Annotated in this window: 17 protein-coding genes and 1 pseudogene; 5 read left to right on the top strand and 13 right to left on the bottom strand. The window is 50.4% G+C overall.

Annotated elements, in window-relative coordinates; translation table 11 throughout:
• Nucleotides 1-204 precede the first annotated feature (204 nt).
• The 4 genes from NQU17_05920 to zapA all read right to left on the bottom strand — a co-directional run bounded on the left by NQU17_05920 (nt 205) and on the right by zapA (nt 6,204).
• The gene (locus NQU17_05920) at nt 205-687 is read right to left on the bottom strand and encodes a DUF523 domain-containing protein (protein UUM13471.1); all 483 of its coding nucleotides are present in this window, start codon (nt 685-687) and stop codon (nt 205-207) included.
• Nucleotides 687-3,047 carry an endonuclease MutS2 gene (locus NQU17_05925; protein UUM13093.1) on the bottom strand — a complete coding sequence of 787 codons (2,361 nt, stop codon included), beginning with the start codon at nt 3,045-3,047 and terminating at the stop codon, nt 687-689. The genes NQU17_05920 and NQU17_05925 overlap by 1 nt, the downstream gene beginning before the upstream one ends.
• A 6-nt stretch (nt 3,048-3,053) precedes the next feature.
• A complete protein-coding gene (locus NQU17_05930; protein UUM13094.1) occupies nt 3,054-5,399 on the bottom strand; it encodes a U32 family peptidase in 2,346 nt (781 codons plus the stop codon).
• 136 nt (nt 5,400-5,535) lie between these two features.
• On the bottom strand, nt 5,536-6,204 hold the full coding sequence (gene zapA / locus NQU17_05935) for a cell division protein ZapA (protein ID UUM13095.1): 669 nt from the start codon (nt 6,202-6,204) through the stop codon (nt 5,536-5,538).
• Between the two features lie 466 nt (nt 6,205-6,670).
• Between zapA and NQU17_05940 the strand changes: the two genes are divergently transcribed.
• Nucleotides 6,671-8,353, top strand: a complete 1,683-nt coding sequence (locus NQU17_05940) for a ribonuclease E inhibitor RraB (GenBank protein UUM13096.1) — start codon at nt 6,671-6,673, stop codon at nt 8,351-8,353.
• Nucleotides 8,354-8,882: 529 nt separating this feature from the next.
• On the opposite strand, the pseudogene NQU17_05945 reads toward NQU17_05940, so the two are convergent.
• A pseudogene (locus NQU17_05945) lies at nt 8,883-8,951 on the bottom strand (SEC-C metal-binding domain-containing protein).
• Between the two features lie 1,829 nt (nt 8,952-10,780).
• On the opposite strand from NQU17_05945, the gene NQU17_05950 reads away from it, so the two are divergent.
• The 4 genes from NQU17_05950 (at nt 10,781) to NQU17_05965 (ending at nt 15,521) form a co-directional block, all read left to right on the top strand.
• A complete protein-coding gene (locus NQU17_05950; GenBank protein ID UUM13097.1) occupies nt 10,781-11,818 on the top strand; it encodes a phenylalanine--tRNA ligase subunit alpha in 1,038 nt (345 codons plus the stop codon).
• A gap of 11 nt (nt 11,819-11,829) precedes the next feature.
• On the top strand, nt 11,830-14,256 hold the full coding sequence (gene pheT / locus NQU17_05955; GenBank protein UUM13098.1) for a phenylalanine--tRNA ligase subunit beta: 2,427 nt from the start codon (nt 11,830-11,832) through the stop codon (nt 14,254-14,256).
• Nucleotides 14,257-14,592: 336 nt separating this feature from the next.
• Nucleotides 14,593-15,288: a rhodanese-like domain-containing protein gene (locus NQU17_05960; protein ID UUM13099.1), complete on the top strand. Its 696-nt coding sequence runs from the start codon at nt 14,593-14,595 to the stop codon at nt 15,286-15,288.
• A 23-nt stretch (nt 15,289-15,311) separates the two neighbouring features.
• On the top strand, nt 15,312-15,521 hold the full coding sequence (locus NQU17_05965) for a hypothetical protein (protein UUM13100.1): 210 nt from the start codon (nt 15,312-15,314) through the stop codon (nt 15,519-15,521).
• Nucleotides 15,522-15,609: 88 nt separating this feature from the next.
• Here NQU17_05965 and NQU17_05970 read toward each other — a convergent pair whose 3' ends face one another.
• The 8 genes from NQU17_05970 to NQU17_06005 form a co-directional block, all read right to left on the bottom strand.
• A complete protein-coding gene (locus NQU17_05970) occupies nt 15,610-16,377 on the bottom strand; it encodes an RNA methyltransferase (protein UUM13101.1) in 768 nt (255 codons plus the stop codon).
• Nucleotides 16,367-17,041, bottom strand: coding sequence for a TrkA family potassium uptake protein (locus tag NQU17_05975; protein ID UUM13472.1), 675 nt, complete (start codon nt 17,039-17,041; stop codon nt 16,367-16,369). The genes NQU17_05970 and NQU17_05975 overlap by 11 nt, the downstream gene beginning before the upstream one ends.
• 155 nt (nt 17,042-17,196) lie before the next feature.
• Nucleotides 17,197-18,534: a Trk family potassium uptake protein gene (locus tag NQU17_05980; GenBank protein UUM13102.1), complete on the bottom strand. Its 1,338-nt coding sequence runs from the start codon at nt 18,532-18,534 to the stop codon at nt 17,197-17,199.
• Nucleotides 18,535-18,812: 278 nt separating this feature from the next.
• On the bottom strand, nt 18,813-21,734 hold the full coding sequence (locus NQU17_05985) for an insulinase family protein (protein UUM13103.1): 2,922 nt from the start codon (nt 21,732-21,734) through the stop codon (nt 18,813-18,815).
• Nucleotides 21,735-21,867: 133 nt separating this feature from the next.
• On the bottom strand, nt 21,868-22,227 hold the full coding sequence (gene rplT, locus NQU17_05990; protein ID UUM13104.1) for a 50S ribosomal protein L20: 360 nt from the start codon (nt 22,225-22,227) through the stop codon (nt 21,868-21,870).
• Nucleotides 22,228-22,244: 17 nt separating this feature from the next.
• Nucleotides 22,245-22,442 (bottom strand): 50S ribosomal protein L35, encoded by a 198-nt coding sequence (gene rpmI / locus NQU17_05995; GenBank protein ID UUM13105.1) that lies wholly within the window; start codon nt 22,440-22,442, stop codon nt 22,245-22,247.
• 24 nt (nt 22,443-22,466) lie between these two features.
• Nucleotides 22,467-22,988, bottom strand: coding sequence for a translation initiation factor IF-3 (gene infC / locus NQU17_06000; GenBank protein ID UUM13106.1), 522 nt, complete (start codon nt 22,986-22,988; stop codon nt 22,467-22,469).
• A 55-nt stretch (nt 22,989-23,043) separates the two neighbouring features.
• The gene (locus tag NQU17_06005) at nt 23,044-23,277 is read right to left on the bottom strand and encodes a hypothetical protein (protein ID UUM13107.1); all 234 of its coding nucleotides are present in this window, start codon (nt 23,275-23,277) and stop codon (nt 23,044-23,046) included.
• Nucleotides 23,278-23,410 lie beyond the last annotated feature (133 nt).

The following is a 23,410-nucleotide window of genomic DNA, read 5'->3' on the forward strand; positions in this document are numbered from 1 at the left end:
AAGAGTCTGGCATCTTTCCAATATATTTTTTTGATGGAATTCTTATGATTTATTGATTTCGATTCACTTTTTAATTTTCTTGCTTTATCCCAGCATGCAGTGATCCTCACTAAATTCTCTTTTGTAATCTTGACTGTGATCACTTATTTAATCTTCCTGAAACCTTTCCTGAAACCCTATTGAGTTCCTACTTCGATCCAGGTATTACTCCTTCGAAGAACTTGCGAACTGTTGCAGCTGATCTCGGTCGTTTTCTGAAAAGACTTTGATGCCGTTCTCTTCGAGCAGTGTTGCTGTCAGTCCGGCACCTGGGATAAGCCTTCCGGTATGACTTCCATCATAGACAGCATGACTGCCGCAGGAAGGACTTCTCTCTTTGAGCAGAGCGACGGTGACCCCATATTTCCGACAACAGACCAGTGCTGCCCGGGCACCGGTTACAAAAGCTTCGGTCACATCCGAACCCGTTTTTGTTAAGACGCCGCCGCCACCTGTTTCAAGCACCAGTCTGGCATCACGGGTCAGTTCAGCGGCTTCCCGCGGAACGGGCAGACCGCCTTCCACCTCAGGACAGAAGGAAATGAGTTCATGCTGGGCTGCCAGCGTCTGAATCCAATCGACCGGGCTAGACCGTCCGTCGTAGCGAACCGCTTCTCCCAGAAGGCAGGCACTGACCAATATTTTCATCATTTCACCTCGACGATGGTCACGCCCATGCCGCCTTCCCCGTATTCACCGGGGCGGCTCTTCTTGACATGAGGATGCTTGCGCAGAAGACCTGTGATTCGATTCTTGACCGCTCCGGTTCCCACGCCGTGAATGATGGTCACTTCATTCAAGCCGCCCAGCGCGGCTTCATCCAGGTACTGATCCGTCCGGTAGGCCGCCTCTTCTGCGTCCAGGCCGCGCAAATCAATCGAGGATGCCACCTGTCTAAGGTTCAGATTAACCTGGCGGCGGGCCGCCTTGGCTTCTTTCTTCATTTCTTTCGTGATCTCCAGGTCCCGGACATTGGCTTTCATTTTCATGATGCCGGCCTGAACCATCAGATCGCCTTTCTCATCGGGCAGACTCAGGATCGATACGACCTGACCAAATCCCCGGTGCATAAATTCCGCGCCTGGCTTCAGCTGTTTTTTTACGTTGGAGCTGACTTCTCCCGACGTCTCTTCCCCGGTCTGATCGGATTCAATCAATTCCAGGGTATCCCGGAGCCGCTGCCGGTTCTTTTCCAGTTCCTGCCGGATATTTCCGGACATGCCCTGGGTTTCCAGTTTGCGAATGCTCTTTAATATTTCATCAGCTTCGTCTTTCACCTGACGCAGGATATTTCTGGCTTCACGGCGTGCTTCGTCCAGCTGCTGCTGCCGCTGGGTCTGAATGCCCTTGAGTTTTTCGTCCAGCTTTTGTTCCTTCTCCTCCAGTTCCCGCCGCAGAGCTTCGCTCTTTTGCGCATCGCGCCGGGCACTCAGGTTGGATCGCTGCAGATTTTCAATCAGATCCTCAAATTTCAGGGTATCCTCTGAAATCAGTTCCTTCGCTTTGTCGATGACCTCATCGGACAGGCCCAGCCGTTTGCTGATGAGAAATGCATTGGATTTTCCCGGGACTCCGATTAAGAGCCGGTAGGTCGGCTTCAATGAATTGACGTCAAATTCCACCGAGGCATTTTCAACCCCTGATGTTCTCAGCGCATAGGCTTTGAGTTCTGAATAGTGTGTCGTGGCGATAACCCGGCAGCTGCGCTCCCGCAGCTCTTCCAGAATCGCCATAGCCAGGGCTGCTCCTTCGGTCGGGTCTGTTCCGGCTCCCAGTTCGTCGAACAGACACAGGCTGTCTTCGTCTGCCTTATTCATGATGCGGACGATATTCGTCATATGACTGGAGAACGTCGACAGGCTCTGCTCAATGCTCTGCTCATCGCCGATGTCCGCATAGATTTCCCGAAAAAAGGAGACGTGGGAATGATCATTCACCGGGATCAGGATCCCGGATAAGGCCATGGCGTGTAACAGGCCGACGGTTTTGAGCGTCACTGTTTTACCGCCCGTATTGGGTCCGGTGATGACCAGACTGGTAAAATCAGCTCCCAGGTAGATCGTGGAAGGCACGACCTCTTTTGGCGCAATCAGGGGATGTCGGGCACTGATCAGATGAAATGTACCATCTTGCCGAATTTCCGGCTTCATCGCGTCAATGCGTGACGCGTACTTGGCCCGGGCAAAAATGCTGTCCAGCTCAAAAATGATGGCTGCATTGCGGGCAACCGCGCCATGATGATTCGTTACTTTTCCGGACAGTTCGCGCAGAATCCGGTCGACTTCGGCCTTTTCCTGCAGCATGAGTTCCTTGATTTCATTATTCAGATTGACCAGGCTCATTGGTTCGATATAGAGGGTCTGACCCGAAGCGCTCTGGTCATGAACCAGTCCGGGCACGCTGCCCTTATGTTCGGCTTTGACCGGAATGACGTACCGGTCACCCCGTACGGTAAAGAGTGCTTCCTGCAGGTACTTTGAATTGGCGCGCACCAGACTTTGGATTTTATCCTTGACCGATGCTGATTTTTCTTTGATCGAACGGCGGATTGAATACAGTTTCTGTGAAGCGCGGTCCGCCACTTCGTCCTCGCCGATTATGGCATCGGCAATTTCCTCCTCCAGGGACTGCAGCGGCGTGATTCCGCTGGTCAGATCCCTCAGGCTGGCCGCATCATATTCTTCCGTTTTGATATAGCGTAAAAACAGTCGGCTGCTGCGGAGAATATTGCTGATCCGGAGCAGTCCGCCAGGATTAAGGACGCCGCCTTTTCCCGCCCGGCTGATGGCATCGCGCACATCGAACACGCCCTCAAAAGGCGCACTGCCCTTGATGGAAATCAGCCGCAGCGCTTCCTCGACTTCATTCAAAGCGCGCTGTGCCAGTTCAATGTTGTCAAATGGAGCCAGTGCTTCGATCAGGTCCTGACCTGCGGATGACACCGCGCTTTTTTTGATTTCTTCTTTGATTTTGTTTAATTCCAGTTTTTCCAGACTTTTTTGATTCATAAAATATTACTCCACGCCACGCTTGTAGTGGCCTCGGGTATGGGCCGACAGAAAATAACTCTCCCCTTTCGTCAGGGCAAGCATCACTGCCTTGGCCTCCTCGTAGCTTTCAGTAGTCAGATCGCAGCGGAAATGAGAAAAACCCTGACTTTTCAGGATCTTCTGCTGATCCAGGTTGTTCTTGGTCTTACAGTTGAGGATATAGCTGCGGCAGAAGCGATCCGTCAGGATCGGGAAACGTTCCCCTTTTCGGTCAGTCAGGGAAAAATTTATCGTCTGACATGGCACTGAACAGGCTGTTGTTCTGGTCCGTCCGCCGACCGTCGCGCCGATGGGACAATATTCTGAATGCATTAATTCAGTTCGTCCATACAGAACGACATAATGGTCCGATTTATCCTTCAAGCCGATCAGCTCGCTGTAATTGAGTTCTTCACTGGCTGTTACACCCTGAAGTTCCTCGAACAGGAGGCGGCCGTAAGAGTTGAGAAGGTTGAGCTTATAGTCACCCACCAGAGTAAGCGGCAGGTTTTTCAAATGCTCCATAACACCGTAATTATCCGTCAGGATGCCGCTTATAAGTTCCAGTCGGGTCAGGGACGCCATGACTGCCTCAAACTCTGATTTCAGGATCTCAGGAAGCTTGATCCAGTAAGGGATGCCTGCTTCATCCAGCGCTCTGGCATCCGAAAAATCAAGACTGCCTTCCTGCCGATGCCATAAATACAGAACTGGTGTTAGTTCTGTCCCCTGACCCTGGACTTCCCGGCAAGCCAGCAGCTGCTCCTTGCTGGTAATTACGACCAAATGAGGCGGCAGGCTGAAGAACCCGTTTGACCGGGCGTTTGCCCGCTGTGCAAAAAAGTCCTCCAGGTCTGCGCGGCTGACGCATGTCAGGTTTCGTCGGATCTGGAGCGAAATTTCCTCAAGGTCAGCCAGCAGCTGACGACGCAGCTCATTGACTGAGGAAATCCGAAGGAAGCCTGGCTCATACTCAAGATCTAACGTTTCCAGAATAAAAGGCGTTCCACCGGTTTTGGCGAGGTTTTCAGTCAGGCGTTCCCTGGATAATGATTGATTTTCGGAAGCTTCCACGACCTCACCGGTCACCTCGATGAAATGGGATCCATAGTCTGCGCGCAGCAGTAGCTTCTCGCCGGGGCGGAACACTGCCCGCAGACGGATGGGAAAGCTGACTGCGGTCTTCTGGCGCAGTTTGGCCTGGATGTCCTTCATCAGCGCCGCGTCATTGGTCTTCATGAGAAGATCCCCGTCACGGTAGTGTTTGGGATAGATCTCTACGGTATCGCCCGGGGCAGCATCCCGGACTTCCTTTTCCCCCCGCTTCATTTTTGTTACGATAAAGCCCGAGTCGCCGCTGGCCAGACCATCACCCAGACTGAGCCCGGTCTGAAGCCGGATCTGACCCTGCCGGACCCGCCCCAGAACGACCCCAGAATTGCGCGGGGAATGGAACGCCATCATATCCCGGCCGTCGTTTCCCAGGAGAAAGGCATGGTTAAACCCTTCCCGGTTGAACAGCTGGGTAATGCCGTCATGGTTCCAGGTCTGACCGGTCAATGCCCGGCGATACTGGGTGACTGTTTCATAGACATATTCCGGCCGCTTCATCCGACCTTCGATTTTCAAAGAGGACGTCCCGGTACGAACCAGGTCCTCGATCACATCCAACGTACTGAGATCCTTAGGGCTCATTAAATAGCCCTGAGCTCGGGTTTTCCCCTCCGCATCGGTCAGTTCGTATTCCATCCGGCAATTCTGGGCACAGCGTCCGCGATTGCCGGACCGACCGCCCAGCATGCTGGACATCAGACATTTTCCGGAGTAGCTGATGCACAGAGCGCCATGAATGAACACTTCCGTCTCATGATCTGCCGAAATTTCCCGGATTTCATCAAGTGTCAGCTCCCGGGCCAGAACCAGACGGGTCAATCCCTTGCCGGCCATCAGATCCGCCCCTTTTTTATTGTGGACCGTCATCTGAGTCGAAGCATGCAGTTCAATGGCTGGATGAAACTGACGCAGCAGTGCGATCAGTCCGGGATCCTGGATGATAATCGCGTCGACGCCCATATTCCATACCTTAACGGCATATTCATAGGCATCAAAAAGTTCGCTGTCTTTCAACAGCGTATTGATGGTGATATATAATTTGACACCCAGCCGGTGACACTGGCGGATCGACTCAGCCAGGTCCTCGTCGGTGAAATTTGTGGCGTAGGCACGGGCTGAAAAGCGCGGGCCGCCCAGATAGACGGCATCAGCTCCGGCTTTCAGCGCCGCGTCCAGCGCATCGCGGTCTCCCGCCGGACTCAATAATTCAGGATTCATCGCTATTGCCTCATTTCTTCATATGGAATAAGTATATCACGAATTGACGCACAAAAAGAACGAAACAGGGGCCGTCATTACGTCCCCTGTAGTTTTGGCTCATTCCCCGTCGATAAAACCAGCTCTCCCCTGACCGTTATTTGGTCGGACGGGGCGTGCCGTCTTTTTTGTCTTTCGACGGTGTGATCTGATTTTCAAACAGCTTGTTCTGCAGATCCAGCACCTTGTATTTGTAGGACTGAAGTTCAAATTTCAGTTCCTTGTTCAACTTGGACAACTGTTCATTGTCATCTCGGTATTCCTTCACGGATTCCTGCATCAGCGTCATTTCTGTCTGAAGTTTGCGGAATTCCTCGTCCTTTTCCTTCAGCCGTTCCGCTTCATGGTCAGAAGCCGCAGCCAGGGCCTGATCTTTTTCTGCCAGCTGGGTGGTCAAAAGGTCCGTCTGTCGGCGCAGATCTTCCTTCTCAGCCTCGACCTTCGCCTGAACCTCATCCCATGCCTCGATCCGTTCCATCAGCTTGAGTTTTTCATCAACCAGATTGCAGGAGGTCAGGATGGCTGCAGTGGATGTATTCAGTTTACGGTTGGACTTCAGCATGGTGCCCAGAAGTTCATCGACAATGGTTCCGATACGCTGAAGATGTTCTTCTGATTCTTCTCCGACCAGATTGTAATCCAATCCCTGGATATTCACCGTCACCTTGTTCATCTCGTCTTCCTCCTCCTGATCGCTTCGAATCCGCGATCCCCGCAATTTGGCCGGGGTCGCTTTGCGTCCCGCTCGACGGGATCCGATTTTCATGTATCCTTATCATACTATACAGTACCTTTTGATTTCAATGAACTTCCTTAATTAATCAGCTGCATTCCACAGCTGAAATTCAGGAAACTGACCGGTCTTTTTGCCTGTCCGCACCCAAGGATCAGGAATTAGCGAAATTTAAAGACCCCCTTCATCACTTCACCTTAATGATCCCTAAGCTTTCTCCACGAGCTGATTTGGTGATCCCAAAGCTCTCCCCGCGAGCTGATTTGGTGATTCCTAAGCTTTCTTCGGTGATTCGCCTTGTAAACCACAAAGGCTTCAATTATTCTAAAAGGAGTACCACATGGACTTCCGGTTTCTTTGAACTTCCACTCCCGGCCTAAATAACACCGTCTGATCTTATTTGGATTTCCAAAGTGACGGATCTCTCCCCCAGGTCTTCCGCCTGCTGGGTGCAGGTATCTGAATTTCGACCGCAACACGCTTGAAAGGTAATTGATATATGCTACAAAAACTTGAACAGAAAAGAACGCCCTGGGCACTGCTCCTGATCCTTAGTTCCCTCGCACTGGCGGGATCCGGCTGGCTCTTTACCGATGACACCCTGATCCGTGGAGCTCTTCTGTTTTTGGGAACAGGCACCGTGATGGTTGCGCTGATCTATCGAATATTCGGTCTGGCCAAGGGGATCCGCTGGCTCCTCTACTGGGTTCTGCTGCTGCTTGGCATCGGGTTTTCGCTAGTGCTTGACTTAAATCACCTTCTTCCCACCTTTCTGGGTGACAGCAGTTCAACGACCATCACCAATATCGTATTTATTCCACTGATGCTGTTTCTTCCCCCGGCTGCAGATCGATGGATTACCCACCAGTTAACCGGGGAGACGCCCATCGCGTTGGAAGAAATCCGAAGGAACCAGGAGGGCATGAAAACCCGCCCAATTTGCGGCGTTGATTATGAGACCCATCAAAAATATAAATCCATGACTTACACCGTGAACCAGCCGGGTAATCTGCTTGAGCTGACCGGCCCGGCTCGCATCCTGCGGATTTTCATCGCCAGTCTGACAATGCTTCTTTCTGTCGGTCTGATCATCTTCGGCGGAATTCGAACCGATTCACCGTTCCCGGGCCATGCCTATCAGGCAGTCTGGATCGTTGGCATCGGATTTTGCTTGCTTTTCAGCAGTATCTTCCTGCTCGATCAGGGTTATCTGAAAAGCCTGCTGATCCTGAGTTTATGTATTCTTCTGCTGGGTATCCTGTACGGGATCGTTGAGCTTCTGATTCGTACCTGGCAGAGTTCATTGCCTCTGTTTGTGATTATTGTTCTGCTGGCTGGCATTTTTTTCAGCTCCGTAGTTCTGCTTTTGCGTCAGTACAGTGTCCGGCGCCATGGATCACTCATGCGCTTTGAGCAGAATGGCACCATTCATCGGGTGGATCCGTTTCTCCAGGATACCTTCCCGATCAAACACTACCAACGCCTCTGCCGGGTGACTTTGTCAGATCTGGAGTCAGCGGCTGATCCTGAACCGCTGCATCACCGCCTGGCTCTGTTCTCTAATAACCATGCCATTCTTCTGGCCGGCAGCCGGCAGGATCCGGCCCAAAAAACACTTACTATCCTGCTCTACTGCAAAACAGAGGCGCAGGTCCATCAACTGCAACGTTGGCTGAAGCGAACTTTGTCGGGCAGCGTACAGTTCCAGACCCTCGATGACACGGATTGGACCGCGTTCCATGAACTGATGCCATCCGATCGCACGAAGGTACGACTGATCAATGAAATGGTACTGTTCGACCTGAAGGAAGCCGGAGAGGATCTGACTGATCCCAAGCCCGTTATTTTCAGCGCAGCTTTTGCCGAACAGGAACCGGCGCTGGCCTTCTTACGTCACCTTCGATCCATTGCCTCGGAGCAGTCCTTTGATCAGGCAATCTATGTGGACAATACAGCCCACGTCAGGGATCATGGGTTAGCCGAAAAATTCAGCCATGCCATCGAAGTACAGAAGACCTTCCGAATCAGCAAGGCCTGGCTAGACATCGAAGCCCTGAAATTTCTCGAACTGGTCACTCCGGCCGGAGGAACCTTTGAAACCCTTATTGTCGATGAAGTGCTCCATCCCGAGGATGATGATCACCCATTGACTGAACAGGCTCCTTCGCCACCTGAATCCTAAGACATCAACCATAAGCAGCCCCTGGTTTTTGAGGTTTATGTTTCCCGGTTTGTCATTTCCTCGCTTTCGGCTCGTAAACCCACATAAATGCTGTTACGATTCATTATCACCTCGCTCTGAGCGATAACGACTTATTGGGAGCACATTCTTTATAAAACCGCAAGAATTCGCATTCCCAAGACAAAGATTGTTAGTTGAATGAAACAAAGATTAAGCATCAATCGTTTGATTAATATCCAGTCAAGTCGTTTGATGCTTGTTATGTTTCAAAGAAAAAAAGTCTCGCACGTCGATCCGTCGCATGTGCCTGAAAATCCTGGCAGCGTATTAGCTCGACCCGGTCTTCCCAAGGGATGCTAGTCTCGAGTTGGGAACTCTCCTCTCTCGGTGTACTGGCGGTGACATGCCGTTTCACACTCTCTGACGACTGCAGTTCCCTAGCCAAACCCAGCAAAAATTTATATTGAAAGTGCCCCAGGCATGTGGTTTCATCACGAAGAAACTGAATAAGTCAGTTTTTCCCTTATTTTCATTTTCCGCAGCATTTTTTATATTTCTTACCGCTTCCGCATGGGCAGGGATCATTTCGCCCAATTTTTACATTAGGCAGCGCTTCTTCTTTTTCTTTCGAGGCTGATTTCTTAATTATTTCTTTTGAAGCACGCTTAACCTCATTGTATCTACTCCGTAAAGCCTTAATGACCTCTGGCTTATTCCCCTTTAGGAATGAAATGATCTCAGAAATCTGATTTTGTTCATTATTATTATACTCAACATTATATTTGAAATTTTTTAAATTCATTCTGACAGCAAACTCTGGCTCCTGTGTTTGCTTAGATAAATTAATTTTATAGAATGACAGCACGACCTCATTGCATAGACATTTTGGATTTGAACAATACTGGTCATCAAAAGTCCACTTCTCCGTTTCATTCCATGCAAATTTAAAATTATCATAGTCTAAACCGCCAAAAATCTCAGCGTATGTTACCATATCTCCATCCAGGATCATCTTTATCGTATTGCCAGAAATGTAATCTAAATAATTCTTTTTTCCATATTCTTTAGCTCGCACATAATGTGACAGCAACTTGGACTTCAGTTGGTCAATGTCAGCTTCAAATTCCTGAATCATTTGTTCAGCTTTTATCGTTTTGTTGAGAATTGTCTTCCCAGTAACTTTCCAGGTACTCATGTCCAACCTTAATAAAAACAACTCATTAATGGGCTTTCCTTCGTCAGACATTTCAAAAAATCGGAGAACCACATCCGTACAACTGCAGCCAGGATTCACGCAGTATTCCTCTTGAACTGTAATTATGGGGCTATATTCGGCGAATTTAATGGAAATAAAATCATCCTTTTCCCCGTCGTTTAATAGTCTGGAAAATGGGATTAGACTTTCAGGCATTTATCTTGTCCTCCTCAAATTTGTTGATACAAGCAGCACAATCACAACCTTGGCATGATTGACCGATTGAAAAAACATCGCTGTTCCGGCAACACAGACGGATAATTCATTATATGATTCACAAGCTTCTCAGCATGATGAAAAATCATCTTTGCGAAATTATAAATCCAGGCGCGATATAGTCTTTGTATGAATTATACACGGATTTTAAAGACTATTACAATCTCCCGAATCCACGGCTCTGCTATCGTCATCGCTCCTCTCCGGCTTCTGCCATACCGGAATCCACAATTTACATTTCCCAGATTATCGAACTAATTGTCAGTAGGAATGGATCCTTTAAATCGCAATTCTGCTGTGAGAAGAATGATTGTACCGATTTCGCTAACTTGGCGGGTCGCGATAATTTCACCGCCGAATAATCAGTCAACAGCCTCATTTCACCGGTAAGAAGTCCGCCAAGTAATCTGCACAGAACAGGAAAACCCTGGCTGGATTTGTGATCCGGAGGATAAAACCAGATAAATTAAGTATTGCTGAGTTGTCTCGCCTCAATTCGAGAGTTCATTCGATTATATACTCATTCGCACCTGATCAGATGGTATTCCTGATTTTCAACAGCTGTCCCTATCTTCCTCCACCGTTCCATTCATTGATATCTCTGTTGGAAGAACTGAACTTTTTCACTTCATCCGACCGATTCATCCACCTTATTGTTTTCCGTTGACTTAATTCACCCTTTTCTTTATGATAGATAGGTAAACACGTTTGAATGGGAAGAGTAGATCCGCAGAAGAGCCGGACAGAGAAGGCAGGTCAGGGGCTGAAAGCCTGCCAGGCATCGAGCTGATTGAAGTTCATCCCAACAGTGGCACAGGTGATATGTAGTCTGTGACGGGAACCCGCCGTGAAAAGGGAATGAGTGGCAGAAAAGTTCTGCAACCAGGGTGGTACCGCGAAACTTCGTCCCATGGATTATTCCATGGGATTTTTAATTTTGAAACGGAGGAAAAATGATGCTGGAAAAATTAGAACAGTTAAAAGTGGAAGCACTGCAAAAGATCACTCAGGCCGCCAATGTGGATGAGCTGAATCTGGTGCGTCAGTCGGTATTAGGCAAGAAAGGCTCCCTGACGGGGATTCTGAAAGAACTGGGGAAATTATCCCCGGAAGAAAAGAAAACGGTCGGTCAGGCGGCAAACGTCGTAAAAACGGCATTGAGCGATGCGATTGCCAACCGGGAAGAAGAAATCATCGCGCAGGGATCCGTAATGGAGCACGAACTTGACCTGACGCTTCCGGGCATTGCGCCGGTTCTGGGCGGACTGCACCCGATCACTCAGATGTGCTATGACCTCAATGATGCGTTCCTTTCCCTGGGATTCCATGTATATGAGGAAGTGGAAATTACCAGTGAGAAATTTGCCTTTGACCACATGAACTTCCCGCCCTCCCACCCTGCCCGTGAATCCATGGATACCTTCTGGCTGGAAGGGACAGAGGATAAAGAAGCGGAACAGCGCCTGTGTCTGCGGCCACATCTGACCGGAGGTTCGGTACGCCATCTCCGGGAACACGGCGCGCCGGCCCGGTTTGTCTATCCCGGCCGGGTTTATCGCAACGAAAATACGGATGCGCGGCATGAACGGGCCTTCTTCCAGTACGAAGCCCTGATCGTGGATCGCGACTTCTCCTTCGCCTCTGGAAAACTGCTGGTAAAAACCATTTTGGAGAAAGTCTTCGGCCAGGAAGTTGATGTCCGCATGCGGGCTGGATTCTTCCCCTTCGTAGAGCCCGGCTTTGAAATTGACATGAAATGCCTGGTTTGCGGCGGAAGTGGCTGCCGGGTCTGCAAGAACGTAGGCTGGATCGAAGTCATGCCGGGCGGCGTGCCCCACCCCAATGTACTGCGCAGTGCCGGACTGGATCCCACGGAGTGGACCGGATTCTATATTAATATCGGTCTGGACCGGCTCGTCATGATGCGTTACGGCGTGGACGACGTCCGCCTGTTCCATTCGGCTGATCTTCGCTTTCTGACTCAATTCAAGTAGGAGGAATCAATATGTTAGTATCATTAAACTGGATCCGGGAATATGTCGATCTGCCGGCTGACCTGACCATGGAGAAACTCTCCTACGACCTCACCATGCGGACCGTGGAAGTGGAGGGCACCTATAATCCGGCCGACGGCCTGGACCACATCGTGGCCGGAAAAATTCTGGAAGTTAAACCTCACCCACAGGCTGACCGGCTGCGTCTGGTCCTGACCGACATCGGACGCGGGGAACCCGTTCAAATTGTCTGCGGCGGTTCAAACCTTGCCCCCGGCCAGATGATCGTCGCAGCCCTGCCCGGTTCCTTTGTGCGCTGGCACGGGGAAGGCGAACCGGTTGCCATTCAGAAAAGCAAGCTGCGCGGAGAGGAATCCTTCGGCATGATCTGCGGTGCTTCAGAAGTGGGCCGGCTGGAAGAACTGCTCCCCCCAAAAGCTGAGACCGAAATCATGGACATTACCGCCTTTGACGCGGTTCCGGGACAGCCCATTGCTGACATCCTGGGATTGGATGACATCATCCTGGAAATTGATAACAAATCCATGACCAACCGCCCTGATCTGTGGGGGCATTATGGACTGGCCCGTGAGCTGGCTTCCATTTACCAGATGCCCCTCAAGACTCTCCCCCGGTTTGCCCCGTCCGAAGGAATTCCTTCCTTCCCTGTTGTGATCGAAGATCCCAGCCGCTGCATGCGCTACAGCGCGACCCACATCACGAATCTGGAAGTCGCCCCCTCTCCCTGGGAGCTCCAGCTCAAGCTCTGGAAGGTGGGAATGCGTCCCATCAACAACATCGTTGACATGACCAACTACGTCATGCTGGCCACCGGACAGCCCACCCACGGCTTTGACTATTCCCATGTCAAGGAAGGAATTCAGGTGCGCGCGGCTCGCCCCGGCGAAACCTTAGAACTGCTGGACGGGCGGATCCTGGATCTGAAGGAACACGATCTTTTGATCTGCGATTCCAAAGATCCTCTGGGGCTGGCCGGAATCATGGGCGGACTGAACGATTCCATCCTGCCCCAGACTACCGAAATGATTCTCGAAGTCGCCTCCTTCGAATCCACCGGCATTCGCAAAACCACCCAGGTTCACGGACTGCGGACGGAAGCTTCCATGCGCTTTGAAAAAGCCATCAACACTCAGCGGGTGGATGAAGCTCTGGGCGTGTTCCAGTCCATTCTCAGCCAGACTCTGCCTGAAGCCAGAATCGTGGCATACCATGATGAATACCCCAATCCAACCCAAGCTCCGGTCATTGATGTTCAAAAATCCTTCCTGAATACCCGCCTGGGTCAGGAAATTTCTACAGCGCAGATGAGCGCCACCCTGGCTCCTCTCGGCTTCAGCGTTGAAGATGCCGGAGAATCCTTCCGGGTTCTGGTCCCACACTGGAGAGCAACCGGCGATGTCAGCCTGCGGGATGATGTTCTGGAAGAAGTGGCCCGGATGATCGGATATGAGAATTTTGAGTTTACTCCACCCACTATTTCTCTGGATGGGCCGGTCAACCAGAAGAAACCGGACCTGGAGCGTCAGACCCGGGAATACCTGGCTTTCCGCTGCGGTCTCCAGGAAGTCTTTACCTACCCCTGGATTGATGAAAGCTACGTCCGGGCAGCCGGAGAAGAACCGTCGGACTTGCTCCGTCTGTCAGCTCCACCCTCGCCGGAAACCGCCGGAATCCGCAACTCCCTGATTCCCGGGCTTCTGGAAGCCATCGAAAAAAACAGCCGCTACGTTGAGTCCTTCCAGATTTTTGAAATGACACAGGTCTTTCGCAAGGACAAGACATTCAGTCCGTCGGACCCCTCAGAGGTTCTCCCGGTGCATGAAAAGCATCTGGGCATTGCCCTGGTGGGAGATGATCCGGAACGGCTCTTCCGCAAGCTGAAAGGCATCCTTGAGAATCTGCCCCGGGTTGCCATGGCATTCCCGTTGTCCTTCAGCCGGGAAGCTCAGCCCGCCTGGGCCGACCGCAAAGCCTGGCTGAATCTGACCTGTGACGGCCAGACCATGGGCTCCATGGGACTTCTTTCCATGAAGTCCGCCCAAGCCGCCGGAATCAAACGGGTTTATGCCGCTCTGGCTGAACTGAACTTTGACATGATGATCCCTTATCCTTCCCGTGACAATACGTTCCGGCATCTTCCGACCTACCCGCTCGTTGAACAGGACCTCTCCATGCTCCTCGATGAGCAGGTCACCTGGCATCAGATTGAGCAGGCGATCAAGGATCAGGTTCGGGATCTGAAGTTTATTGAAGAATACCGCGGAACCCAGATTCCTGAAGCGAAAAAGTCTCTGACCCTGCGCCTGTGGATCGGATCGGACGAGAAAACGCTGTCTGCTTCCGACATTGAAGCCATGATGAACCAGATCATCAGCACGCTGCGGACTGCTGCGGGTGCCGAGATCCGGGATAAGTAATTCCGTTATCTGTACTGAACCAGACCTTCGCTTACTCGAGGTCTTTCCAACAGCAATGTCCTGTCTGTAATTCCTCCGGGTGTCAAGAATATTTCGAAAGTCAAACAGCGATGCCGCAATCGGCATCGCTGTCTTTGTTACCAAAATAAGCTTGAAGATCTTTCATGCTGGTATAAAATTAAGTCAATGGCTCGATGAAGGATCCAGAAGGACTCCTGCCAGTCAAGAATCTGCCAGTCAAGAATCTGCCAGTCAAGAATCTGCCAGTCAATCCGTAAAAAGATCTCAATTTTGTCAGCATAATTCTACCTGCGATGCAACAAGGAGACAACCATTATGTTAAAGAAAATCAATAGCCTGAACCATCCCGCAATCCGATTCCTGTCGATCCTGCTGCTCACGTCCCTTGGCTTGACTGCCTGTGCTCAACCCTCTCCGTCAACGACCGGCAGCACGCAGCCCGCCGGCACGACAGCGCCGGCCAGCGGACAGAATACCATTACAATCCAGGGCGTCATCCTGACAAATGGCACTGTATTTGTAACAGAGGCTCCTGCACTGTACCGCCTGACCAATGACATGCTGAGCATCCAACTGACTGCCGGGTCTTTGTCTTACAAACCCGGCGCACTGGTGGAGTTCACCATTCAGGATGCCATCCGGGAATCCTATCCGCCCCAGGCAACTGCAATCTCCAGCCGCTTGATCAAAGAAACCTCATCAACCATTTTAGCCCCCATTAACCTGGGTCCTAATCTTCAGATGCATCTGGGCGACGCGGCTGTGCTCATCGATGTGCGGACACCCCAGGAATATGCAGAAGGCCATCTGGCTGGAGCATTAAATATCCCACTCAATGACATCCAGAAAGTCATTAATTCCCAGGTCCCGGACAAGAACAAGACCATTCTCCTCTACTGCCGGAGCGGCAATCGTTCGGCGGCTGCTGCCCAGCAGCTCAAGAAACTACAGTATGTGGTGGTTTTCGACCTGGGTGGAGTCAATTCGTTTACCGGAGACCTTGTCAAGTAGGTTGCTCAAAGGATCAAGGTTTGATGGGAGACAGATACACCATAGGGATTCCGGCAGACGGGAAGCCAAAGGACATGATGAATCGGACAACGATGCATCAAAACAGCCTGGATCGTCAAAATGACGATCCAGGCTGTTTTGATGACAATAATCCATTTGATCCATTTGATCCATTTGATCCATTTGATTCGATTCGGATCTCCAATATAGCATGTCAAGCCGAGCTTGGCTGATGTTGTCCACAGATCTATGATTTCCACCATACCAAGGCCGTTTGAATGCAATGTATCCACTAGAAATCACTTCATCCCACCCACTGGCTCAGCGGATTTTCAGATCGTACATCATCAGAGCAGCAGCCACCGCCGCGTTCAGGCTCTCAGCGCCGCCAGGCATGGGAATTCGGACGGTAACGTGAGGCAGCGCGCGAATGGTGTCGCTGACGCCATGAGCCTCATTTCCAATAACCACAATGCTGGCGCCGGATGGATCTACCGCCGGAAGTTCAACCGCATCCTGAAAGTCAGCCAGATAGAGCGTCGCTCCCTGGGTCAGGCGCTGATTCAGCCATGCTGTATCCTGATTCAGCATGAGGGGCACCTGAAAGATGCTGCCCATGGTGCTGCGCAATACTTTTTCCTGATAAGGGTCCGCACAGCCCTTGGACAGAATCAGACCATCCAGGCCGAACGCATGAGCAGTTCGGATAATCGTGCCAAGATTCCCCGGATCTCGAATCTCGTCCAGATACAGCCACAGGCCGCTGGTTTTCTCAAATGCGTCTGAGGATGGAGCGGGAATTCGGGTCTGAGCGAGGATCCCCTGGGGCGTCACCGTGCCTGCCAGGTCCTTCATCAGGTCCGGCGGAACGATCAGGATCTCACATTCCGACTTGAGATTCAGTCCCTCCAGCAGTATTTCATCCTGAACGATAACGCAGTCAATTTCAACCTGCTGGCGCAGCGCTTCCTTAAGAAACCGCTGTCCTTCAATCAGAAATGTACCCGTCCGCTCCCGGTATTTTCGCTCCTTGAGCTTTCGCAGCTCTCTCAGTCTGGGATTCTGAAGACTTGTAATGTTAGTCTTCATCGGCAAGAACCGTGTGCTCCAGATGAAGCAGGTCTTCATTGGTTCCGACCGCAATAATGACAGATTCCGGCGGGATGACCACATCCGCTGTCGGAGAAATATTAATATCATCCGTTTTGCTGCGCAGAGCCAAAATCGTAATGCCATAGTTTGCCCGAACATCCAGATCCTTAATGGTTCTGCCAATCCAGCTGTCTGGTGCATTCATCTCAATGATCTGGTAATCATCGGACAGTTCAATCAGGTCCACCAGGTTGGATGAAACCAGATTGTGGGCAACCCGGTAACCCATATCCTTCTCCGGAAGCACGACCCGGTCTGCCCCGATTTTCAAAAGAACCTTCTTATGGAGTTCTGACTGGCCTTTGCATATGACGTATTTTACACCCGCTTCCTTAAGCAGCAAGGTAATCATAATGGATGCCTGGATATTGGAACCAATCGTGACGACGGCAACGTCAAAATTACGGACTCCCAACGTGCGCAGGGCATATTCATCCGTTGCATCCAGCTGGACCGCATGGGTCACTTTATCGGCAATATCCTGAATGACATTTTCATCCTTGTCGATGGCCAGAACATCATGTCCCAGTTCTGAGAGCGTTTCTGCTACGGAAATGCCAAAACGGCCCAATCCGACGACGATAAATTGCTTTGCCATAATTCTTTAACACCTTTCTCATCCCGCATGATGGCGGGTTGCTTTTCTCGATCCCCGATCGGGTTTTTTTGATCTGTTATACTTTCCTTCAATATCTCCCGTTTCATATCTCCCGTTTCATGTCTGACCGGGACACACGATGCTCTGCCTGAGTACTCTTACCCGATCAGAATCTTCCCTTCCGGGTAAGCGATCTGAGCCGGCGTCTTCTGCCGGGATAGTGCCAGGAGGACTGTGATGGGGCCGACCCGTCCAAAGTACATTCCGGCAATCAGAGCTGCTTTGGAGGTAAATTGAACATCTGGAGTAATCCCCTCGCTCAGCCCGACCGTAGCAAACGCGGAGGTGGCTTCGAAGATCAGCGCTTCCATCGACGTTCCCTGAGCGGACTCAAAGAAGCTCATGACCAGCGTCACGCCGAATACTATGCCCAAGCCAATGACTACCACGGCAAAGGCTTTGAACACACTGTCCTTATCAATCCGGCGGCCAAAGGCTTCCGGGTCATGGCGGCCCTTGAGGACGCAAAGCACGGTCAGGAACAGAATACTGATGGCGGTTGTTTTGATACCACCGGCTGTGGATCCGGGTGATCCGCCGATAAACATCAGGATGATGGTCAGCAGGCGGGATGCCATGGACATATCCGGGATGGAGATTGCATTGAAACCTGCTGTTCTCGGGGTAATCGACGCAAACATGGAATTGGTCACCTTGTCGAGGAAGCTCATGGAACCTATGGTGGCGGGATTGGAATATTCGAAGACAAAGAACAGCAATGCCCCGCCGAAAATCAGGAACAGCGTTGTCGATAGGACAAGCTTGGCGTGGAGTGACAACCGAGTAATGGACTTGAAGTTCCAGATTTCCATCCAGACTGAGAATCCAAGACCGGACACCGCGATGAGGGTCATGATCGTTGTCAGGATGATCTTGTTGGTATTGACGCCAGTCAGCGAGGCAAAGTTCCCCATCAGATCGAAACCGGCGTTGCAGAAGGCTGAAATTGAATGGAAAATGCCGTAATAGATCCCCTCTGCCCATCCGACCATGGGAATGAACTGCGTCATCAGAATCAGTGCTCCCGCCAGCTCGACACCAAACGTGAATCCAACCACATACCGGACCATCTTAATGATTCCCTGCAGGTTCATGGCGTTGTACGCTTCCTGCATCAGCAGGCGCTCCTTGAGTCCCAGTTTTTTGCCCATGAAGACAGCAGTTAATGTGGCAAAGGTCATAAAACCCAGCCCGCCGATCTGTATCAGGCTGATGATCACGGTTTTTCCAAAATAGGTCCAGTGGGTTCCTGTATCCACTGTAACCAAGCCGGTTACACAAACCGCACTGGTGGAAACAAACAAGGAGTCAATGAATGGGGTCACTGTTCCAGTCTGGCTGGAAATGGGCAGCATGAGCAGAAGTCCTCCCAGCAGTATGACCAGGGCAAAGCCCATAGCCAGAACCCGGACTGGATTCATTTCTATCTTCAGCATTTTAGGCAATGAAACTTTCTTTGGTAAAGTCATAGTGATTCCTCAATTCAAGTCTAATCTGTGCCGTTCAATAGACCGCTGCCGCAAGGCAGCGGTCCAACGGGCCAACCTGGTTCTATAAGTTATTGTTCTGATTCGTCTCTTAACAAAGGATACTCCGACTTTATCAGAAGTTCAACTGTTCTCTTGAAGATTGATTGTTAAATATACGTTGCGTGTCATTCTTCGGATCAGGATCTTCCCCTGCCCCGATCGGACTCGTCCTTTCAGTCTTTCTGTTACTGGTTTATTTTGATGGGGCGAATCACACTGAACAGATCTTTTTCCTGGTTAATCTTGTCCTGGCTGCCCAGTACGCACAGATAATCCTGTTTCATCAGCTCATCCATCAGCTGGGCTTTGGCCATGATGCTGTCTTTTGTCGTATCAATGGCCTGGCTCATCCGCTTCTCGATTTCCGCTTCTGATGATCCAGAGAATCGCCGGGCCAGCACCAGAGTGTTGATGTCCGAGGCGGTTAGAGGTGGATTAAACCGCGGCATGGTACCGATGATATAGTTTTTGACATCATCCTCATCCAGTGCGAAATTGCGCAGGAAGTCACTCATTCCGTCATAAACATTGACCGTATTTCTCAGATTGGGATCCCGATAGGAATACGTAACGGCATTGCCGAACGGATCGATGGAAATTCCGGCTCCGTAAGCCCCGCCGCGGGCACGGATCGCGTTGTGGAGATAATCCATTGATAGAATCGACGCCAGAACAACCATTTCTCCCGTATACTCAAAACCAAGCTTTTTCAGATTGTACCCCTTCGCCGCATACTGCACTCCGGAGGCGGAGGTCAGTCCTTCCTTGCGATGTCCCAGTTCAAAGACAAGCGGCACCGCTGGCCGGGCACTTCCCTGGGGCAGTCTCCGGATAAAGTCGGCAGCTGCATCCATCAGTTCTGACTTGCGTTCCGGTTCTCCCGTCAGACTCAGCACCAGGTCCTGAGAACCGAACAGGCGCTTGGCGACGCGGCGAAGATTCGTCTGGATCAGATCCGAGTTGCCGTCAAAGTCCTTCAGCAGAAGATTCAGGTGATCGTAAAAATCAATGCCCGAGAGTTCTTCCAGATAGCGGGATGCCTGATTGAAGAATGAGGCAACGCGCTGCATGACGATGGTATGACCCTGGAAGTCGAAGCTGGACTCCAAATTGGACCGCAGCATCAGGAAAATTTCCTTCAGGCGCTTATTATCGGAAAAGCCCGTCCGGAAAAGGACTTCATCCAGGAATTCAAACATCTTGGGGTAGTAGTCACCCATTGCGGAGCTGTAGACATTGAATCGTGCTTCGTATTCATCCGGACCGCTCAGTTTTTTAAATACGCTGGGAGAGAAATGCAGTCCTGAGGTATAGATGTTGATTTCATTATTGAGTTCAGAGTACGTATATTTGTCAGTTCCGATGATTCCCAGCACAGCAGCCAGATAGCCGGCCCAGACAATGTCTTCCCGTTCCAGGGGTGCCATGGAGAACGCAGCGGTCAGATAACTGATATCCGATGAGTTCCAGGGATGGAACAGCAGATCGGCATTGCCCAGACGGACACTCTCCTCCTCGATATGGGGGATGTGTCGGTCGATGTCTGACAGGTCAAGATGAGGGATCGTTGCCTTGTCTTCCTTGGAATCCTCCGTTGTCTGGAATTTCAGCAGCTTCTCATTTTCTGCAATCAGATCTGCCAATGCTTCCTGGGACAGGCCCGCCTTGAGCTCAGCCAGGTCTTCTTCCACCTTGCGGTCCAGTTCGCCGAACAGGTTCGCTTTGGGACGATGGATCGCCAGGATCTTCACCGGATTGTTGAGAATCCGCACCTGGATGATGCGTTCAAACAATCCTTCTTTCATGCCAAGACGCATCCGGGCAAACACATCATCGAAGTTGAGGTAGCTGGCTGCATCATTGCCATAGCGCCATGCACTCATGACATTGATGAAGTAGATGATGCCTTTCAGGGTTCCGCGGGCTTCCCGCAGCTTGAATTCCGTCCGGTTCAAAGCGGCCAGCAGCAATTTCTCATCAATCCCCTGCTCCGTCATGTGCTTCAGGGTTGATTCGATCACACCGACAAACTCATCGAGCCGGCCATCTGCCGTGTGCTTCGCTGCCAGTCCAAAGTCAAGGTAATAGGTATCCCCGGACAGGCTCATGAAATCTTCGCCGAGGCCCTTCTCCAACAGAGCTTGTTTGAGCGGTGAGGACTCAGACTGGATCAGCACTTCGTTGAGAATGGTATTGATAAAATAGTCATCCACCGAATCAGCGTGCCCCAGGGATACAGCATAGGACAGGTAAGAGTGCTCCTTCGCCGTTTGATTCTCATCGGCGGGATACTCAAAGTCAAAGCGTTTGATCCCAGGCTCCTGTTCTTTTAAAACCAGGTCAGAGTCCGGATTCTTCCGCTGGAAATGGCAGAGGTATTCTTCATCCAGAAGCCGCAGCAGATCCTCCCGGTCAATGTCGCCATACAGATAAATCATGCTGTTGGATGGGTGATAATATTTCGTATGGAATTCCTTCAGGCCCTCATAGCTTAACCCGGGGATTTCATAGGGGTACCCGCCGGATTCGTGGTCATACGTTGTCCCCTGGTTCAATGCGCGTGCTACCTGGATGGCTACATTGGCCTCCGGGGAAGAATACGCCCCCTTCATTTCATTGTAGACTACGCCATTGTAAGTAATGGGTTCATCCGGTGAGAGAATATGATGATGCCAGCCTTCCTGCAGGAAGATCTCTTTCATTTCATGAATTCTGGGGAACAGGACAGCATCCATGTAGACATCGATCAGATTGCGCAGATCCTTGCGATTCTGGGAGGAAATGGGATAAATCGTCATATCCGGAAACGTCATCGCATTCAGGAATGTATTCATGGATCCTTTCAGCAGTTCCATGAATGGTTCCCTGGTCTTGAACTTTCGGGATCCGGACAGCACTGAGTGCTCCAGAATATGGGCTACACCGGTAGAATCCTCCGGCGGCGTCCGGAAACCAATGCCAAAAGCCATGTGGGGATCTTCGTTCTGAAGATGCACCAGGTGGGCACCGGAGGTTTCATGTTCGTAATACACAATGGTCGAACCTGTTTCCTTGGAGGGTTGCTCTCCCACCCGACGGAAACCGTGCAAAATGTCATTATTGGTCATAATATGCTCCTTTGAAACAATCTGCTTACATTTTATCATATTCCGATCACTTCTTCTTGTTCGACAACTGTCTAACTTAAAAAATCCTCCCAAAAAACAGAAAAAGCCCGGATGGGCTCTTCTGAAAAAAGTATTATGCTTCTCTTACGCTCTTTGCCTGAGCAATGAGGTTTGCAAATCCTTGAGGATCGTGGATTGCAATCTCAGACAGCATCTTGCGGTTGATTTCGATTCCCGCTCTCTTCAGTCCGTTCATGAACGTGGAATAGGTCATTCCGTTCAATCTGGCCGCTGCGTTGATACGAGCGATCCAGAGCTTTCTGAAATCTCTCTTTTTCAGTCTTCTGCCGACATAGGCGTTTCTCAGGGCCCGGATGACGGTTTCATTCGCTGTACGGAACAGCTTGGATTTTCCGGCGTAGTAGCCCTTTGCAAGCTTCAGGACTTTTCTATGATTCTTCTTTGCGTTGACCGCTCTTTTTACTCTTGCCATTTATCTTGATCCTCCTTCTAAATGTAAGGAAGTAATCTTCTGATTACTTTTTCCTGGGCAGTGGAGACATATCCTGTCTTTCTTAAGTTTCTCTTTCTCTTAGCTGACTTCTTGGTCAGAATATGGCTCTTGAAGGCCTTGGATCTTTTGAATTTTCCAGTTCCGGTTTTGCCAAAGCGCTTGGCAGCCCCTCTGTGAGTTTTCATTTTTGGCATGATAAGGTTCCTCCTGTGAATTGATTATTTTACGTTGGATGTGATCACCATTGTCATATTTCTGCCTTCCATGGTGGCTGGCTTTTCAATGGTTCCGAATTCTTCGACTTTGGCAAAAAACTCTTTCATGAGATCGTAGCCTTTATGGCTGTGATCTGCTTCCCGCCCACGGAATCGGATTGTTACCTTGACCTTGTCACCGTCTTTCAGGAACTTGAGTGCGTTGTTGGCCTTGGTGGTCATATCATGTTCTTCAATGTTTGGTGAGAATCTGATTTCCTTGATCTCTACCGTGCGCTGCTTCTTTTTTGCCTCTTTTTCTTTCTTGGTTTGTTCATAGATAAACTTGCCGTAATCCATGATGCGACAGACAGGAGGAGTGGCGGTAGGAGCGATCATGACTAAATCCATTTCTTTTTCATCAGCGATCCGCTGAGCTTCCTTCGAAGACATAATTCCAAGCTGTTCTCCGTCGTAGGTCACAACTCTGACTTCTTTCTCTCTGATCTCGTTGTTGGTCGGGTAATTCTTGCTTATATTTTTCACCTCCGGGGATAATAAATAAGGACGGCATCACGCCGTCCTTCGTAAACTCTAACAGTTATGCGTTCATCGGTTGACCGACGATCGCATGCTTGATTTCCAGTTTAGCATGACCTGACAAAACAATATCCGGCAGGTGAGAAACGGCAGTTTCTGCTTCGTACTTTTCTATGATAAAGGAATGCAGCTCTGTTGTCAAGAAAATATTGGAACTTCGCAAAATTCTTTCGCCGCTGCAGGATATGAGTCCAACAATCGCTTGATTTTTAGCGGTGACGCGAGAATCAACCATCCAAACGATAGGATGGCAGAGGATGATCAGCCGTCGGCCGAATCATCTGGCGAAAAAAAGAGAGGAACGCATTCCTCCCCCATCGAGAAAATATATCTGAAATTTTTACTCAAATATTTTGAACAGCTGATTA

Source organism: Clostridiaceae bacterium HFYG-1003, assembly GCA_024579835.1.
Classification (GTDB): Bacteria; Bacillota; Clostridia; order Clostridiales; family Clostridiaceae; genus JG1575.

Coding starts and splice junctions, on each gene's coding strand:
- NQU17_05950 (UUM13097.1), top strand. CDS start 10,781: ATGCTGGAAAAATTAGAACAGTTAAAAGTGGAAGCACTGCAAAAGATC.
- NQU17_05930 (UUM13094.1), bottom strand. CDS start 5,399: ATGAATCCTGAATTATTGAGTCCGGCGGGAGACCGCGATGCGCTGGAC.
- NQU17_05970 (UUM13101.1), bottom strand. CDS start 16,377: ATGAAGACTAACATTACAAGTCTTCAGAATCCCAGACTGAGAGAGCTG.
- NQU17_05980 (UUM13102.1), bottom strand. CDS start 18,534: ATGCTGAAGATAGAAATGAATCCAGTCCGGGTTCTGGCTATGGGCTTT.
- NQU17_05960 (UUM13099.1), top strand. CDS start 14,593: ATGTTAAAGAAAATCAATAGCCTGAACCATCCCGCAATCCGATTCCTG.
- zapA (UUM13095.1), bottom strand. CDS start 6,204: ATGAAAATCGGATCCCGTCGAGCGGGACGCAAAGCGACCCCGGCCAAA.
- NQU17_05940 (UUM13096.1), top strand. CDS start 6,671: ATGCTACAAAAACTTGAACAGAAAAGAACGCCCTGGGCACTGCTCCTG.
- pheT (UUM13098.1), top strand. CDS start 11,830: ATGTTAGTATCATTAAACTGGATCCGGGAATATGTCGATCTGCCGGCT.
- NQU17_05965 (UUM13100.1), top strand. CDS start 15,312: ATGGGAGACAGATACACCATAGGGATTCCGGCAGACGGGAAGCCAAAG.
- NQU17_05920 (UUM13471.1), bottom strand. CDS start 687: ATGAAAATATTGGTCAGTGCCTGCCTTCTGGGAGAAGCGGTTCGCTAC.
- NQU17_06005 (UUM13107.1), bottom strand. CDS start 23,277: ATGGTTGATTCTCGCGTCACCGCTAAAAATCAAGCGATTGTTGGACTC.
- rplT (UUM13104.1), bottom strand. CDS start 22,227: ATGGCAAGAGTAAAAAGAGCGGTCAACGCAAAGAAGAATCATAGAAAA.
- NQU17_05985 (UUM13103.1), bottom strand. CDS start 21,734: ATGACCAATAATGACATTTTGCACGGTTTCCGTCGGGTGGGAGAGCAA.
- rpmI (UUM13105.1), bottom strand. CDS start 22,442: ATGCCAAAAATGAAAACTCACAGAGGGGCTGCCAAGCGCTTTGGCAAA.
- NQU17_05925 (UUM13093.1), bottom strand. CDS start 3,047: ATGAATCAAAAAAGTCTGGAAAAACTGGAATTAAACAAAATCAAAGAA.